General features: G+C 69.0%; 15 protein-coding genes. 5 read left to right on the top strand and 10 right to left on the bottom strand.

The features are described 5' to 3' along the window. The first annotated feature begins 30 nt into the window (after positions 1-30). Positions 31-870, top strand: a complete 840-nt coding sequence (locus tag ACWIGI_RS35660) for a LysR family transcriptional regulator (protein ID WP_454207954.1) — start codon at positions 31-33, stop codon at positions 868-870. A 39-nt stretch (positions 871-909) separates the two neighbouring features. Here ACWIGI_RS35660 and ACWIGI_RS35665 read toward each other — a convergent pair whose 3' ends face one another. Next, entirely contained in the window at positions 910-1,602 is a 693-nt protein-coding gene (locus ACWIGI_RS35665) for a winged helix-turn-helix transcriptional regulator (protein ID WP_454207956.1), read from the bottom strand. 93 nt (positions 1,603-1,695) lie between these two features. On the opposite strand from ACWIGI_RS35665, the gene ACWIGI_RS35670 reads away from it, so the two are divergent. After that, a complete protein-coding gene (locus tag ACWIGI_RS35670; protein ID WP_454207957.1) occupies positions 1,696-2,640 on the top strand; it encodes an enoyl-CoA hydratase/isomerase family protein in 945 nt (314 codons plus the stop codon). A gap of 1 nt (position 2,641) precedes the next feature. On the opposite strand, the gene ACWIGI_RS35675 is transcribed toward ACWIGI_RS35670, so the two are convergent. From ACWIGI_RS35675 to ACWIGI_RS35685, 3 genes are all read right to left on the bottom strand, one after another. Then, complete coding sequence (locus tag ACWIGI_RS35675; RefSeq protein ID WP_454207959.1) at positions 2,642-3,289, bottom strand: TetR/AcrR family transcriptional regulator C-terminal domain-containing protein; 648 nt, start codon at positions 3,287-3,289, stop codon at positions 2,642-2,644. Positions 3,290-3,295: 6 nt separating this feature from the next. Continuing rightward, positions 3,296-4,357, bottom strand: coding sequence for an NAD(P)H-dependent amine dehydrogenase family protein (locus ACWIGI_RS35680; protein WP_454207961.1), 1,062 nt, complete (start codon positions 4,355-4,357; stop codon positions 3,296-3,298). Between the two features lie 179 nt (positions 4,358-4,536). Then, entirely contained in the window at positions 4,537-5,094 is a 558-nt protein-coding gene (locus tag ACWIGI_RS35685) for a helix-turn-helix domain-containing protein (RefSeq protein ID WP_454207963.1), read from the bottom strand. A gap of 75 nt (positions 5,095-5,169) precedes the next feature. Between ACWIGI_RS35685 and ACWIGI_RS35690 the strand changes: the two genes are divergently transcribed. Further along, positions 5,170-6,798 carry an FAD-dependent oxidoreductase gene (locus ACWIGI_RS35690; RefSeq protein WP_454207964.1) on the top strand — a complete coding sequence of 543 codons (1,629 nt, stop codon included), beginning with the start codon at positions 5,170-5,172 and terminating at the stop codon, positions 6,796-6,798. A gap of 108 nt (positions 6,799-6,906) precedes the next feature. Here ACWIGI_RS35690 and ACWIGI_RS35695 read toward each other — a convergent pair whose 3' ends face one another. The 5 genes from ACWIGI_RS35695 to ACWIGI_RS35715 form a co-directional block, all read right to left on the bottom strand. Next, entirely contained in the window at positions 6,907-7,560 is a 654-nt protein-coding gene (locus tag ACWIGI_RS35695; RefSeq protein WP_454207966.1) for a TetR/AcrR family transcriptional regulator, read from the bottom strand. Between the two features lie 211 nt (positions 7,561-7,771). Next, positions 7,772-8,899: a DNA polymerase III subunit beta gene (gene dnaN / locus ACWIGI_RS35700; protein ID WP_454207968.1), complete on the bottom strand. Its 1,128-nt coding sequence runs from the start codon at positions 8,897-8,899 to the stop codon at positions 7,772-7,774. Further along, positions 8,896-9,270 (bottom strand): hypothetical protein, encoded by a 375-nt coding sequence (locus ACWIGI_RS35705; protein ID WP_454207970.1) that lies wholly within the window; start codon positions 9,268-9,270, stop codon positions 8,896-8,898. The genes dnaN and ACWIGI_RS35705 overlap by 4 nt, the downstream gene beginning before the upstream one ends. Positions 9,271-9,528: 258 nt before the next feature. Beyond that, the gene (locus tag ACWIGI_RS35710) at positions 9,529-10,002 is read right to left on the bottom strand and encodes an adenylate kinase (protein WP_454207972.1); all 474 of its coding nucleotides are present in this window, start codon (positions 10,000-10,002) and stop codon (positions 9,529-9,531) included. A gap of 102 nt (positions 10,003-10,104) precedes the next feature. Then, on the bottom strand, positions 10,105-11,247 hold the full coding sequence (locus ACWIGI_RS35715) for an epoxide hydrolase family protein (protein ID WP_454207973.1): 1,143 nt from the start codon (positions 11,245-11,247) through the stop codon (positions 10,105-10,107). Between the two features lie 63 nt (positions 11,248-11,310). On the opposite strand from ACWIGI_RS35715, the gene ACWIGI_RS35720 reads away from it, so the two are divergent. Next, entirely contained in the window at positions 11,311-12,264 is a 954-nt protein-coding gene (locus tag ACWIGI_RS35720) for a helix-turn-helix transcriptional regulator (RefSeq protein WP_454207974.1), read from the top strand. Between the two features lie 165 nt (positions 12,265-12,429). On the opposite strand, the gene ACWIGI_RS35725 is transcribed toward ACWIGI_RS35720, so the two are convergent. Further along, positions 12,430-13,662, bottom strand: coding sequence for an MFS transporter (locus ACWIGI_RS35725; RefSeq protein WP_454207975.1), 1,233 nt, complete (start codon positions 13,660-13,662; stop codon positions 12,430-12,432). An 83-nt stretch (positions 13,663-13,745) separates the two neighbouring features. Between ACWIGI_RS35725 and ACWIGI_RS35730 the strand changes: the two genes are divergently transcribed. Then, positions 13,746-14,204, top strand: a complete 459-nt coding sequence (locus ACWIGI_RS35730; RefSeq protein ID WP_454207976.1) for a winged helix-turn-helix transcriptional regulator — start codon at positions 13,746-13,748, stop codon at positions 14,202-14,204. Positions 14,205-14,241 lie beyond the last annotated feature (37 nt).

Consider the following 14,241-nt stretch of genomic DNA (forward strand, 5'->3'; position numbering starts at 1 on the left):
TCGTGTTCACGGCCGCGATAGCATCACCCGGTGGAGACGCGGGAGCTGCGCTATTTCGTCGCCGTCGCCGAGGAATTGCACTTCGGGCGGGCGGCGCGGCGGCTCGCGATCGCCCAGCCGCCCCTCTCGCGCGCCATCCAGCAGCTCGAGCGACGACTCGGAGTCCCGCTGCTGCACCGCACGTCTCGCACCATCGCCCTGACCGAGGCCGGTTCGGTGCTCCTGCGCGAGGCGCGCACCGCCCTCGACGCGGTCGAAGCCGCCGAACGGCGAACCCGCCGCGCCGCCGCCGACCGCCCCGGGCTGGTGCTGGCCGTGAAGGCGGGCGCGTCCAGCGACCTGCTGTCGAACCTGTTGCACGCCTACGCATCCGAACCCGATGCCGCCCCCATCGAGGTGATGCTGTGTGGTCCCGGCCAGCCGGAGGGCCTGCTGCGCACCGGCCGAGCCGATGTCGCCCTGCTGCACCGCCCCTACGACACGACGGCCGGGTTCGACACCGAGGATCTGCACACCGAGTCCCAGGTGGTCGTCCTGCCCGCCCGCCATCCCCTCGCCGACCGAGAACACCTGCCACTGGCCGAGGTTCGCGCCCTGACAGATCCGCCCCTACCGCGCTGGCCCCGATCCGACGGCACCTATGCGGAGGGCCCCGGCCCCCAGGTGCGCGACCACACCCAACTCCTCCAACTGATAGCCCTCGGCCGGGCCTGCGCGGTGGTCCCCGAGTCCCTGCGCACCCAACTCCGTGCCGACCACGTCGCCGTCCCCGTCCCGGACGCCCCACCCGTCACGACGGTGATCGCGTGGCCGCCGCACAGCAGGTCGAAGGCCGTCGCCGGCCTGGTCCGCATCGCGACCCGCCTCTGAACGTCGCGCTGCCCGCTCCCGACGGACCCGAGGTTCGAGTCAGCGATCGTTCGACGTCGGGGGAGCGGTGTCGACGAGTGGCGCGGGCATAGCCGTCAAAAGGCGTTGCAGCACAGCCGGATCGCCCTCGAAACTCACGCCGCCCTCGGCCATCGCGTCCAGGGCCGAGACCCGTCCCGCGCCGATCGCGGCCAGCGTCACGACGTCGGTTGTCACCGTCGCGTCGGCGGGTTGGACCGCCGGGCCCGGCTCGACGTTCGCCTGCCCGTCGCGCAGGTGCAGCTGGGCGACCGAGTCGTCGACGTGGAACTCGATCGTCGCGTGGGCCCCGGCGAGCTCGCCGCGGTCGAGCATGCCCGCGAGGAAGACCAGCCCCCACTCGGCCCGGGAGGTCTGACCCGGCGGCCGGGTGTCGGAAAGACGGTGCCGCACACCCCACATGGCCAGCGGCGTCATCGCCTCGGCCAGCTCCCACCCGGCCGGGGTGAGTTCGTAGACCAGAGAGGCCGCAGGTGGCGGTAGGTGGCGGCGGGACACGACGCCGTCCGCCTCCAGCAGCCGCAGCCGGGTCGCGAGCATGCTGGTGCCGATGCCGTCCAGGGTCGCGGCCAGGTCGGAATAGCGCTTGGGGCCCGACATCAACTCGCGGACCACCAGCAGACTCCAGCGTTCGCCGACGACGTCGAGCGCGCCGGCCAAGCCGCAGTACTGGTCATAGCTCCGTCGCGTCACGGGACCCACTGTAGCAGTGCGACTCTTGGTTTCCTCACTCACTACTTCTAAATCATATTGAGCTACTTCGATTTCTTATGTTAGCGTCCGGGTATGACGAAAGCAGCTCGGACGCGGAACGAATCCCGTTTGCTGACAGAACAATTCGGCCGGGTCCTCCTCGTTCGGTTCCACAACGCGCCGCACCATCTCTTCGACGAACAGACGAGCGTCGAACTCGACCGGCTCACGCGGTCGGTGACGCGTGACAGGTCCATCGGCGCGGTCGTGTTCACCGGTCAGGACACCGCGTTCACCCATCTCGATGTCGACGAACTGCTGCGCGGTGCGCGCCTGACGCCGTTCGCGGTTCCCTATGGCCCCGCTCGGCTGCTCACCACGGTGGCCTCCGCGGCCGGGCGCATCGGCGTGCTCGATCGCCTGCTGCGCCGCACCCGTGCTCGCGACCTCATGTTCCTGCCGCGCACCACGGCGGCGTTCGCGCGAATGAACACCAGCGACACCGTGTTCATCGCGGCGCTCAACGGCACGACGCTGGCCCTGGGGTGCGTGCTCGCGCTGGCTTGCGATATCCGGATCATGGCGCGGAGCGAGGACGCCGTCATCGGACTTCCGGAGAGCCTCATCGGACTGCTCGGGGGCGCGGGTGGAACGCAATATCTCGTACGTGCGGTCGGAACCGCCCGCGCCGTCGAACTGCTTCTGGAAGGCCGCGCCCTGACCGCGGACCAGGCTGCCGAGATCGGACTCGTCCATCGCGTGGTCGAGCCGGAATCCCTTCTCCCCGAGGCACTCACCACCGCCGAGCGGCTCGCGAACCGTTCCGCGCTCGCCAACCGGGAGATCAAACGCGCGGTCTACGACGCGGGCTCGCGCCCCCTGCGGACGGGATTGGGTATGGAGGCCGCGGGCCTGGCCGCTACGGTCTCGGCACGCGGCGCCGAGAAGACGTTCCTGGAGTTACAGCGCAGTCTCGCCGCGCCCGCGCAGCCGACCGGAAAGCTGCTGCGCACGGCATGGGATCGCTTCCGCGACTGAGTCATCCCAGTCGCGCTTCCAATGCAGTGATGAGCAGCGACAGCTCGAACTCGAACTGGGCGGCGGGCTTCGCGGCGTTGTTTCGCGCCGCCCGCGACAGCAGTGGAAGTCGCTCGGGTGCTTCGGTATTCAGCGCACGCAGAATGTCGCCCGCCTGCTGAGCGGCGGATTCTCCGGTCGCGCCCAGTGTTTCGTACGCGGCCGACCGGGCCAGCCGGGACATCAGCGTGATCACGCGGCCGGCGTCGTCGATGTCGAGACCGGCCTCGACGAGCCCGTGCAGGGTCTGTTCGATGCTGCCGAGTGCGGCGGTGTCGGTCATGCCCTCGAACCGGGCATGGGAGATCAGAACGCCTACGCTGACGAACGCCTCGCGCATCGCTTCGGCACACGAGCGAACCATGTTGCGCCAGTCCGGATCCCGGGGCGGATCCACCCGGCGGAACGCGGACTGGAACGCGTCGAGCGCGACCAGTTCCAACAGTCCGTCGCGGTCACTGACGTAGTAGTTGAGCGCCTTGCGGTCGACACCCAGCGCGGTGGCGACGGCCTGCATCGTGATGGCCTCGGGGGCCAATTGCCGTGCCGCCGCCAGAATTCGCTCACGGTCGATCTTGTTCGGGCGTCCCCGGCCGCGGGATTCGGTCACAGGCGGTCATTGTGCCCGTACGACCCCGCGCGGCACGGGCAGGGGCAGATCGACATAGGTGGCGATGCCCGGCGCGGCGCGCACGACCGCGGGGATGGCGTGGATGGGCGGCATCGCCGTCATGATGTGCCCGAGCACCATGAAGTCGGCGATGGTTTCGGCCTCGAAGTCCGCGGGCGGCGCGAATCCGACGGTCATGTTCACCGTGGGGCGGCCGTCGACGGTGATCTTCCAGCCGTCACCGTCGAGCTTCCAGTCCGGGTCCAGGGTCTGTCCCTTGCGCCAGCGCACCGTGAGCTCGATGACGGTGGTGTCGCCGACACGTCCCTGCCAGCTCACGAATACCCCGGCGACGCAACCTTTCTCGATGGTCCACGAGCCGAGGTCGAGATCGGCTGTGGTCTGCGCGTATTCGGCGACGCAGCGCACCTCGTCGAGCTCGGTGCCGAGTGCGGCGGCGACCAGCCGGACGGCCTCACCGAAGATCGCCGTCCCGTGCTCGGCGGCGCCGGCGAGGCTGGGATCGTCCATGCGGCGGCCGAATCCGACGGGACGCTCGGTGGCGGGGGAGTCGTAGAAGGTGGTGTCGGCGGATTCGGCGATGGTGATCTTGTCGATTCGGTCGCAGGCGGTGCCCGCGACAATGGCGAGCAGTTGCGCGAATCCGGGGCTGACCCCGGAACCGAACATCGTCGACCCGCCCTGTTCGCACGCGCGCTCGATGCGCTCGCGGTCGGCCGCGAGGTTGTGCCCGGTGATGAACGAGGCCGTCGAGACCACGTTCACGCCCGCCGACAGGATCGAGACGAGTTCCTCGGTGTCGGACCACATCGGGTTGTAGACAACGCAATCGGGCTTCAGCGCGAGCAACGCCTCGACGTCATCGGTGACCACGACCCCCGCTGCCGGTCCGCCTACGAGCTCGCCCACGTCCCGGCCCACCTTGTCCGGGGACCACGCGAAGCAACCGACGAGTTCGAGGTCGGGATGGGCGAGCAGCGCCCGCGCGGAACTGGTGCCGACGTTTCCCGTCGTCCACTGGACGACGCGGCAGGGAGTCGATGACATGGGGAACCTCATTCGCTCGGTGGGCCTGGACGGCCCGGCCGAACTCCTGCCTACACCCGAATCAGACTCGCCCGCAGGGTTTTCAGTGATTATTTCCCTGCGGGGAAAATACTTCGGCCCGACCGGACTACTCACCCGCCCGGAGTGGAACCGCGGCGATCCAACCCCGGGTGGGCATTTCACTGATGCACATGCGCGCGCTGCCCGTCACGGTCGAAGACCATGATCAGTTCGGCCGGACCCCACGGGGCCGTGATGGCGTGCGGGACCATCGTCGCGAACTCCGCCGCCTCGCCTGCCTCGACGTCGATCTGCCGCTCGCCCAGCCACAGTCGCACCCGTCCCTCGATCACGAGGAACCAGTCGTGTCCCGGGTGCACCCGTTGGTCGGGCCGCTCGTCGGACTGCTCGAGACGCATCTTCAACGCGACCGTGCGCCCGTTCGGCCGACTCAGCGGCCACGTGGTCCGCGTGCCGCTGCTGTGCGCCACCGGGCGGATGACGACGTCCTCGTCGGTGGGCACCTCGAAGAGCACATCGAGGCTCACCTGCAGGGCGTTGGCCAGCGGCACGAGCACGTCGATGCTCAGCGTGCGTTTGCCGGTCTCGACACGGCTGATGGTCGACGCGCTGAGGTTGGTGCGCTCGGCCAACTCGTCGAGGGAGTACCCCAGGGTGGTGCGAATGCTGCGCAGGCGCGATCGTGCCAGGGCCTCGATGTCGGCGACTTCGCTCATACGTCCATCCTGGCACGTCTTGCGAATTGCGCAAGATCCTTTGCCGATAAGTACAGAAGCCGTACCGTCGGATTCATGAGCGAACATCCCGAGCAGAGCCGGCACACGGCCCACTCCGAGCACGGCGGGCACCCAACCATGGTGCGGCACTGCGATGTCGCCGTCATCGGCGGCTCGGCCGCCGGTCTCGCCGCCGCCCTGCAGCTCGCCCGCCAGCGGCGCAGCGTCGTCGTGGTCGACGACGGCACCCCGCGCAATGCCCCGGCCGCGCACATGCACGGTTTCCTGGGACACGACGGCATCGCACCCGGCGAGCTGATGGCAACCGGGCGTGCGGAGGTGCGCGGCTACGGCGGCGAGGTGCTCGACGGCCGGGTCGTGGGCGTACACCGGCGCGACGACGGCACATTCCGCCTCGACCTCACCGGCGGGCACGCGCTGGTCGCCCGGCGTGTCCTCGCCGCGACCGGCCTCTCCGACGAGCTCCCCGCGATCGACGGCCTCGCGGAACAGTGGGGACGGGGCGTCATCCATTGCCCGTTCTGCCACGGCTTCGAGGTGCGTGACCAACGCCTGGTGCAGATCGTGACCCATCCCATGGGCCTGCACCCGAGCACCCTCTTCCGGCATCTGACGGACCGGCTGACCATCGTGCTGCACGATCCGGCTGGGATAGACGAGGCAGTCCTCGACGGTCTCGCCGCCTCGGGCGTGAACATCGTGCGCAGCGCTGTCCGGCGGGTCGTCACCACGCAGGACGGCGAGGTGTCCGGGGTCGAGCTCGACGACGGCCGTGTCCTCGAGGCCGACGCCGTGGTGGTCGGATCAGGGTTCCGCGCCCGCGCCGACGTGCTGGCCGGGGTCGGGCTCACCACCGCCCCGCACCCGAGCGGCGTCGGCGACGTCGTCGCGGTCGACCCGCGCGGCGAGACCTCGGTGCCCGGGCTGTACGCGGCCGGAAACCTCACCGATCCGAGCCTGCAGGTGCTGCCCTCGGCGGCCCAGGGCAGCCAGGTCGGCGCCATGATCGCCTTCAGTTTGGCCGAGGAGGACCTGCGTGCCGCCCGGCGCTCGGGCGAGGAGGCCGACTGGGACCACCGCTACACGGGTCCCGACCGAGCGTGGAGCGGCAACCCCAACGGAACACTGGTCCACGAGGTCACCGACCTGACCCCCGGACGGGCGCTCGACGTCGGCACCGGCGAGGGCGCCGATGCCCTCTGGCTGGCCGAACACGGCTGGAAGGTGACCGCCACGGATATCTCCGGCAACGCGCTCGACCGGCTGCGGGCCGAGTCCGAGCGCCGCGGGCTCGACGTCGACCTGGTGCGCGGCGACGCCAACGATCCCGCACCCTTCGGCACCGAGACCTTCGATCTGGTCTCCCTGCAGTACGGCTCGTTCAAGCGCACGCCCGACCAGCGCGGTCTGCGCAGCCTGCTCGACGCCGTCGCCCCCGGCGGCACGCTCTTGGCCGTGCACCACGACCTCGGTCCCCTGCGTGAGCCGGTGGACGTGGCGACCCAGACGCGGATGTACGACCCGAAGGCGTTCGTCGGCATCGACGAGATCGCCGCCGCACTCACCGCCGACCCCGGCACCTGGCACATCGAGATCAACGAGACCCGGCCGCGGCCACCCGGCGCGGTCAGCACCCACCATGTCGACGACGTCGTGCTGCGCGCGACTCGACGAGCCGTCTGATCACCCCGATACGACACCGCATCGCCGGTGCGGCACGCGGCGAAGATCCCGATCCGGTACGCGTCCACTGAACGCGGCCGATCGGATCTCGCCCCGAACCACTCCCGGTCACGCGGAACGGGACCGCAGCGGGACCGCGGCAAGCCCACCCCAGCACAGGGTGACGACTCCGGCCACGGCGTCGGCTTTGGGCATGCCGCGACCGGTGTCGAGCCAGTAGCGGGCCGCGACCTGGCTGGCGCCGACCAGTCCCGCCGCCATCAGGTGCGCCCGGGCGGGGGAGAGGTCGGAATCCTGGGCGATCGCGGCGGTGACGGCGCCGATGCACGCGTCGGTGGCCCGTCCGATCCGCCACTGCACGGAAGGCTCGTTCACCAGATCGGGGTCCAGGACCAGGCGGAACCCGGCGGGCTGCTGGTCGGCGAAGTCGAAATACGCCTGCACGGCGGCCTGTACGCGGTATCGGTTGGTCGTGTTCGAGCGCAGGGCCCGCTCGACCGACTGCGTCAGGTCGTCGATGTGCTCCTGCAGCACCGCCAGGTACAGGTCGAGTTTCCCCGAGAACTGCCGGTACACAATCGGTTTGCTCCACCCCGCCAGCGCCGCGATCTCGGCCATGGTGGCGGCGTGATAGCCGGCCGAGTCGAAGAGGCTGCTCGCGGCGCTGATCACCTGCTGCCTGCGCTGCGCCCTGCGCATTCGCGCCGCGGTGCCCCGCGAGGGCTGGGAGTCCGCGTCGTAATCCAGCAGTTCCGCTGTCATGGTCGACCTCCGTAGCGATGCCGGATTTGCGGGGAGCGTTTCCCCGAGGCGTAAGGAGGAGCGACGTTGATCTCGATCGCCGTAACGTGCTTCTCATTGTAGAAACCGTTGCCCTTTCGGCAACGTGATCGAAATCGCTTGAACCGCACCGTGGTTTGAGGTTTACCCGAGATCGCCGCGCAACGTCTCCCCGTCGCCGTGAGTTGTGTGCCTATCCGGCGAGCCGGACCGGCATGAGTACGTAGGTGAGCCCGTGACCTGTCTCGGAGTCGGGGCGGGCCGCGCGGAAGTGCGCCGCCCGCGTCGGGCCGTTCAAGGCGATCTCCACCGTGCCCGCGCGCAGAGCGGTGAGCCCGTCGAGCAGGTAGCGCGGGTTGAACGCGACAGTCAGTGGCTCACCGTCGAATTCGCAGCCCAGGGTCTCCTCGGCCTCGCCCGCGTTGTCACCGCCCGCCGCCAGCCTGGCCGCCGTCGCGGTGAGTGACAGCTGCACCTGTGCGCCGTGCGGCGAGAGCAGCGAAACGCGCTTGATCGCTTCGACCAACGCGGCGGCGTCGAGCCGGGCGGTCGCGGTCCGCTTGTCCTCGAGGTAGCTCCGGTACGGGGCGTAGGGCAGGTCCAGGGTCCGCACGGTGTGACTGCGACCCCCGGTTGCCAGGCCGAGAATGCTCCGTCCCGAGCCACCGGCGATGTCGATGCGCGGTCCGGACAGGCTCCTGGTGGTGTCGACCAGGGCTCGGGCGGGCACGAGCAGACCGGTGTCCGCGTCGCTGTCGATGGAACCTGCAGGCTGCCAGTCGAGTTCGCGGATCGCGATCCGGAACCGGTCGGTGCTGATCAATCGGAGGACGTCGGCGTGGAACTCGATCTTGATTCCGGTCAGCATCGGGAGCGTGTCGTCTTTCCCGGCGGCCACACCCACCTGTGCGACCGCCTCCGAGAACTCCGCGTGGTCTGCGGTACCGATGACCGGCGGCGCGGCCGGCAGTTCCGGATAGTCCTCGACGGGCAACAGCGGCAGCGCGAATCGCGACTGGCCACGGACGATTTCGAGCCGCTCGTCGTTGGCGGACAGCTCGACCGGCCGCGCGGGCAGCGCCTTCGCGATCTCGGCGAGCAATCGCCCCGAGACCAGCACGTCCCCCGGCTCCCGCACCTCCGCGCTTCCGATCCGCGCCTGCGAGGCGACCTCGTAGTCGAACCCGGCGACCGACACCGAATCCTCGTTCGCGCGGATCCGCATCCCCGCCAACACCGGAACCGCCGGTCGCCGCGGGATCGCGGGCGATACGACCGCGACGGCCTCGACCAGCCGGTCACGTTCGAGACGTAGTTTCATCGGTCTTCTTCCTCGTCCGGGTTGCGATGTTCGAGCCTGCGATGCAGCGCACTGGCTCGCGCGTGCGCGGCCTGCTTGGACCGGTGCCCGAACGCCTCGGCGATCCAGGTCCAGCTCCGCCCGTGGTCGCCGGCGGCCCGCATGAGTTCGAGCTCGAGCCGGTCCAGCTCGGTCCGCGCGGCCATCAACTGCACGACCGAGGCGTAGACGACGGCGTCTTCCAGCTCGCCGGAATGGCCACCGACCAGGCGTTCCAGCACGGCCCGCACCATGGCGGCCGGATCGTCACGTGGCGGTTCGACCGGCGGTATCGGCGTCGACCGCAACCACTCTCGGAGGAGTTCGGCTTCGGGTTGCTCGGGATCAGGCATGCGGTGAGCGTAGCGCATCGTCAAAACATTTTTGACGCAGCGGGTGGAGGAAGGTGACCGCTCGCAGTCCGAGACGAGCGAATCGGTGGCCGCCATATCGTTTCGTTCGTTACGTCATTCCCACACGAAACCAACGAAACGAAATCGCAGAATCGTCAAAATGATCGACCGCGCTCTGACCGCCGATAACCAAACGTTATCGGCGGTCAGATCGCGATTGCCGATCTTCGCGCGGGGGTGCTCGGAGCGCTCCGCAGCTCACGCAGATGGACGCGCGGCCCGGGCAAGAAAACCCGCGAGCTGGTCGGGCCCGCGCAGAACATGGATCTCGGCCGTCCCAGCGTGCTCCCGCAGCGCGGCCATGATCGCGGGAAGGCTGCGGCGCCGGTAGGTGACGACCCAGCTCCAGAAGGCCAGGCTCTCCTGTGAACGGCGAGCGGCTTGCCATGCGCAGCGCCACAGCGAAAAGTTCAGGACCACAACGGTATCGGCGGGTTCGAGGCGAACCTCGAGGGCGTCGTAGGGGCCGAGGTCGCCGTCGAGGATCCATGCCTCCTCGCTGACGAGCTGCTGCTGGATCTCGCGCCACCGGTGCGCGGGCAGGGGAGTGAGGTCCGGCGGCCAGAAGAGCTTGTCCAGTTCGATGACCGGCAAGCCCGTGACTGCCCCCAGCCGCGCGGCGAACCGCGACTTACCCGCGCCGCCTCGCCCCAGAACCACGACCCGCCGCATGCCGCCTCCCCGTTCGGAGAATGTGTGCTCGCCGCAATTCTCCCCGCCGAACCCGCCACCGGCCGAACGATGAACCGGCGACCCGCCGCGGCACCGACCGGGTCAGGAAAGACCGCGGAAGAAGGCGAGGATTTCGTCCGCGAGCAGCTCCGGCACCTCCATCGCGGGGAAATGCCCGCCTTCGGTGTACTCACTCCAGTGGCCGATCGCCTTCCAGGGGTCCATCGTTCGGCGCACGAGTGGGTGGGTACCGAACACCGCCCACCCGGCAGGCACGCCCGACGGCATGAGCAGGTCGAGTCCGGAGTGCTCGGCCTCGTAGTAGAACTGCGCGCTCGACTCACCGCTGCGCGTGAACCAGTACAGGCTGATGTTGGCGAGGAGTTGGTCGCGGTCGACCGATTCGTCCGGCGTCCGTTTGTCGCCGGCGGCCAAGGATTTGAACTTCTCGGCGATCCACGCGAGCTGCGCGACCGGTGAGTCGGTGAGCGCCGGGCCGATCGTGTCGGGGCGGTGGTTCTGCATCTCCAGATAGCCGCGCTCTGCGACGGCTTCCATACGCAGCGCCTCGAGTTGGGCGATCTCGTTCTCGGACAGACCATCCGGGACGGGGAACTTGACGCCGACCAACCCGAGCAACCTGGGATCCGCGCCGGTATGCGTGCCGATCACACGCTCCGGGTAGAGCGCGGCGAGGCGAGCGGTGATTCCGGAACCGAGGTCGGTGCCGTGGGCCGCGAACCTCTTGTAGCCCAGACGCGTCATGATCTCGGCGAAGGCGTCCGTCGTTCGCGCCAGCTCCCAGCCGGGCGCCGACAGCGGCGTCGAGAACCCGAAGCCGGGCGGCGACGCGATGACCACATGGAACTCGCCCGTCAGCAGCGGGATGAGCCGCTGGTACTCGACGAACGAGCCCGGCCACCCGTGGTTCAGCAGCAGCGGGGTGGCGTGCGGATTCTCCGATCGCACGTGGACGATATGGAATCTCTGGCCGTCGACGACCGTCGTGAACTGTTGGTACTCATTGAGTTCGGCTTCCCGGGCACGCCAGTCGAAGCCGTCCCGCCAGTACTCGGCGAGCTCCTGCAGATACACGAGCGGGATGCCCCGGCTGAAGTCGGCGCGATCGTCTCGCCCCGGCACGGCGACAGGCCACCGCGTACGAGTCAGACGGTCGTGAAGATCATCGATGTCGGCCTGCGCGACGGCGATACGGAACGGGGTGAGTGCGTTGGATTCGATCATGACGCCCACGGTCCCAGCTATTGCGGAAACATAGCTTCCGCAATAGCTGGGATGATCGAAAACATGTTGGAGACCTCGGCCCGGTTGCTCGAACTACTGTCATTGCTCCAGCTCAAACGGGATTGGACGAGCGCCGAGCTCGCGAACCGCCTGGAGGTGAGCACGCGGACCGTGCGCGCCGATATCGGTAGGTTGCGGTCGCTGGGCTATCCCGTGGACGCGCGCCCGGGCGTGACGGGCGGCTACCGGCTCGCGGCCGGGACTGCCATGCCCCCGCTGCTGCTCGATGACGACGAGGCCGTGGCCGTCGCGGTCGGACTGGGCGCGGTCGCGACCCAGGGGCTCGGGGTCGAGGAGACAGCGCTCACCGCGCTCGCGAAGCTGGAGCAGGTACTGCCGTCCCGCCTGCGGCGCCGCGTCGAGGCGGTACGCGAGGCGACGAGCGTCGTACCGGAGGCCGGTCCGCCCCTCGATCTCTCGGTGCTCGGCACGGTCGCCGCCGCGATCCGCGGCCACGAACGACTCCGGTTCGCGTACACCAGGTCCGGGGTCGGTCCGGTGGCCCGCCACATCGAACCACATCGGCTGGTGAGCTGGGGTCCGCTGTGGTACCTGCTCGCGTGGGATCTGGACCGCGACGACTGGCGGATCTTCCGCGTCGACCGCATGGGCCCGTCCACGCCGACGGGTGCGCGGTTCCGGCCGCGCGAGATCCCGCAGGATGATGCCGTCGCCTACGTTGTCGGTCGGGTCAGCAAGGCGGCCTGGACGTATCGCGCCCGGGTTCTGGTGCATGCGTCCGCCGCCGAGGTCGCTGCGAAGATCCCGATCCCGGTGGACATCGAGGTGGTTGACGAGTTCACATGTCGCGTCGAGATGGGTGCCACCGACCCGGATCGACTCGCGCTGTTGCTGACTCAACTCGACGCCGAATTCGAGGTGATCGACGGAGACGAGCTCGCGGAGGCGTTCGCCCGCCTGACAACGAGGTTCCATCGCGCGGTGGGTGGTGCATGAGGACAGGGGCCCGGTCAGACCTCGCCGAGCCCGAATCGATCTGGGCATTCGTCAACCGGCATGCCCTCTGCGGTGTTCGCCGACCGCTAATTTCGCTGTCGATAAGTTCCCCGCACAACCTACCGAGCCCGTCGGGGTCGCTCGAAAGCTCCGGGGGCTATTCCGCTACGTGTGGCTCGAGCAGTTCATTGCCGCCGACGGCCGACGCGTATCTGTTGCCTCGGGTCGAAAGTCCGCGCCGCCGACAGGGATTCGTCTATCAGTCGCCCACACAATCAGCGCACAAACGGCGAATCCGGCGCCGAGCAGGCTCGAGCCCATCCAGCCGTGGGCAGTGAACACGGCGGTGGTGGTGGCCGCGCCGAGGGCGGAGCCGAGGGAGTAGAAGACCATGTAGCCGCCGATGACGCTACTTAGGCGTTCCGGGAACGAGGCGGTGAGTACGTGCTGGTTGCTCACGTGCACGGCCTGAACCGCGAAGTCGAGCACCACGATTCCGATGACGAGGGTCCACAGGGACCATGCCAGCTGCGCGGTCGCTACCCACGAGCCGATGAGCAGGATGAGCGCGAGGCCGGAGACCAGGCGGGCCCGTCCCGCGTCCGCCCATCGTCCCGCGCGTGCGGCGCCGAGTGCGCCGGCTAGCCCGGCGAGGCCGAACAGGCCGATCTGCGTTTCGCTCAGCTGCCACCCCGCGCCCGACAGCGGCAAAGACAGTCCGCTCCACAGGGTTCCGAACGAGGCGAACAGGAAGAACGCGATGAGTCCGCGCGTCAGGAAGGTGCGGTTGCGGAACAGTCCGCCGAGTGAGACGACGGCTCTGCGGTATCCCGCGAGACGGTGCGGGCGCTCTTCCCGCGGCAATACGGCGGGAACGAGGGCCGCGAGTGCGAGTGAGAGCACCGCGAGCGCGACGTAGATGCTGCGCCAGCCCCACAGGTCGGCGAGCATGCCGGCGACGACCCGCGCGCCGAGGATCCCGACCACGACGCCCGAGGTCACGATGCCGATGGTGCGTCCACGTTCGGCCTGCGCGGAGACCGAGGCCGCGTAGGCCACGGTGGTCTGCACCACGACCGCGAACAACCCGGCCGCCGCCAGCCCCGCGAACGCCACCCACCCGGTCGACGCCGAGGCCGTCAGGATCATGCCCACCGCGGTGAGCGCCAGATGGACGGCCATGAGCCGACGTCTGTCGGCCACCACATCACCGAGCGGCACCAGCAGGACCAACCCGATCAGATAACCGAACTGGGCGATCGAGACGACCCACCCGGCGAGGCCGGGCGAGAGGCCGAGATCGTGTCCCATCGATGCCAGAACCGGTTGCGCGGCATAGATACTCGCCACGGCGACACCACAGACCGTGGCGAGCAGCAACCGACGCCACATGTTCATAACAGCCCTCAATCAGTAGCGAATTGCAACTGTTTCGAAGGTAAGTCATAATGGTTGCAATCCGCAACTCATCGGGAGGTGTCATGCCGCGCAGCCCCGTTCGCGCTCCCAACCTCGATTGGACCGACCCCGAGTGCCCCGCCGCTCGCGCGCTCGACCTGGTCGGCGACCGATGGAGCCTGCTGGTCATCCGCGACGCGATGGACGGGGTGCGGTCGTTCACCGAGTTTCAGCGACGCACCGGCATCGCCCGCAACATCCTCACCGACCGCCTGCACAAGCTGATCGCGCACGGGCTGCTGGCCCAGCGCACCGCGGCGTCGGGTCGTCGGCAGGAGTACGTGCTCACCGACGCCGGGCGCGACCTGTTCCCGGTCATTCTCACCCTGCGCCAATGGGGAGAACGCCACGCGTTCGCCCCCGGCGAGATCCACTCCGCTCTGGTCGACGAGCACGGCGCTCCCGTCCCGGACGTCGCGCCGGTCGGCGCCGACGGCACCGTCCTCGATGCGGGCAACACCCACGTTCAGAAGGTCCGGTAGCTGTTCACCCCGCGCAGGGTGTGCCAGTTATCGGCTG

The organism is Nocardia sp. NPDC055321 (assembly GCF_053645575.1).

Excerpts from the sequence above, each read along its gene's own strand:
- ACWIGI_RS35710 (WP_454207972.1), bottom strand. The coding sequence starts at position 10,002 with ATGCGGCGGGTCGTGGTTCTGGGGCGAGGCGGCGCGGGTAAGTCGCGG.
- ACWIGI_RS35730 (WP_454207976.1), top strand. The coding sequence starts at position 13,746 with ATGCCGCGCAGCCCCGTTCGCGCTCCCAACCTCGATTGGACCGACCCC.
- dnaN (WP_454207968.1), bottom strand. The coding sequence starts at position 8,899 with ATGAAACTACGTCTCGAACGTGACCGGCTGGTCGAGGCCGTCGCGGTC.
- ACWIGI_RS35690 (WP_454207964.1), top strand. The coding sequence starts at position 5,170 with ATGAGCGAACATCCCGAGCAGAGCCGGCACACGGCCCACTCCGAGCAC.
- ACWIGI_RS35725 (WP_454207975.1), bottom strand. The coding sequence starts at position 13,662 with ATGAACATGTGGCGTCGGTTGCTGCTCGCCACGGTCTGTGGTGTCGCC.
- ACWIGI_RS35695 (WP_454207966.1), bottom strand. The coding sequence starts at position 7,560 with ATGACAGCGGAACTGCTGGATTACGACGCGGACTCCCAGCCCTCGCGG.
- ACWIGI_RS35715 (WP_454207973.1), bottom strand. The coding sequence starts at position 11,247 with ATGATCGAATCCAACGCACTCACCCCGTTCCGTATCGCCGTCGCGCAG.
- ACWIGI_RS35680 (WP_454207961.1), bottom strand. The coding sequence starts at position 4,357 with ATGTCATCGACTCCCTGCCGCGTCGTCCAGTGGACGACGGGAAACGTC.
- ACWIGI_RS35670 (WP_454207957.1), top strand. The coding sequence starts at position 1,696 with ATGACGAAAGCAGCTCGGACGCGGAACGAATCCCGTTTGCTGACAGAA.
- ACWIGI_RS35685 (WP_454207963.1), bottom strand. The coding sequence starts at position 5,094 with ATGAGCGAAGTCGCCGACATCGAGGCCCTGGCACGATCGCGCCTGCGC.
- ACWIGI_RS35705 (WP_454207970.1), bottom strand. The coding sequence starts at position 9,270 with ATGCCTGATCCCGAGCAACCCGAAGCCGAACTCCTCCGAGAGTGGTTG.
- ACWIGI_RS35720 (WP_454207974.1), top strand. The coding sequence starts at position 11,311 with ATGTTGGAGACCTCGGCCCGGTTGCTCGAACTACTGTCATTGCTCCAG.